This is a genomic window from Aeromonas sp. QDB25 (assembly GCF_027707725.1).
Taxonomy (GTDB): domain Bacteria; phylum Pseudomonadota; class Gammaproteobacteria; order Enterobacterales; family Aeromonadaceae; genus Aeromonas; species Aeromonas caviae.
Map to the genome: position 1 here is coordinate 1 of NZ_JAPCIZ010000225.1, position 829 is coordinate 829.

Sequence of the window (829 nt, forward strand, 5' to 3'; positions counted from 1 at the left end):
GGTGCGGCATTACCTGAATGCGATACCGATAGGCGCAGGGCCGCAAGGGCTCTGGGAATTTTTGCAGGTGCTCGTTCGGAGCATGAACACTCGCAACGACTTCTCGGTGAACTATCTCATCTCCTGGTACGAGCTCCAGGTGCCGGAGCTACGCACGCTTGCGATCCAGCGGAACCGCGCGGTGGTGGAGGGGATCCGCAAGCGACTGCCCCCAGGTGCTCCTGCGGCAGCTGAGTTGCTCCTGCACTCGGTCATCGCTGGCGCGACGATGCAGTGGGCCGTCGATCCGGATGGTGAGCTAGCTGATCATGTGCTGGCTCAGATCGCTGCCATCCTGTGTTTAATGTTTCCCGAACACGACGATTTCCAACTCCTCCAGGCACATGCGTAAACGGAGGTGTGCAGAGTCCCTGCGGCAGGCGACGAACACGACCGTCGTCGATTAGTACCGGTACGGTCGGTGGTATCGAAGTCTTGATCACCACTCAGGTCTACGGCTTACAAATGGTGACCATCCCGATACTTGCGTCAGAGCACCGGGCCGATTCTTTGACAGTGAATCACTCCCGTAAGGTTGTGCCGGTGTGGGTGTCCCGGGTCGAGACGATACTCCGCCAATGCGCCCAGCAAACAACCTGGCCATCGCAGGTGGTGGGGAGCGGTGTGGCGGATGAGTTGGACAAGTTGGTGTAGCAGCACGAGCACGGCGAGATAACATCGCAGGAGTTCGACATGCTCAAGAGACAGCTGATTGCGAATCGCGATGCAGATTCATAACCCGATTGCGGGTTGGCTTCACTCCACCATCACCGAGCAGACTAGCACGGCG

1 protein-coding gene is annotated in these 829 nt (G+C 58.7%); it reads left to right on the forward strand.

Annotation, left to right across the window (positions count from 1 at the left end; genetic code table 11):
* Window positions 1–391 (forward strand): macrolide-binding transcriptional repressor MphR(A) (mphR(A), locus tag PG883_RS23600; protein WP_113519726.1); only part of this gene is annotated, 391 nt, incomplete at its 5' end.
* Window positions 392–829: the final 438 nt, after the last annotated feature.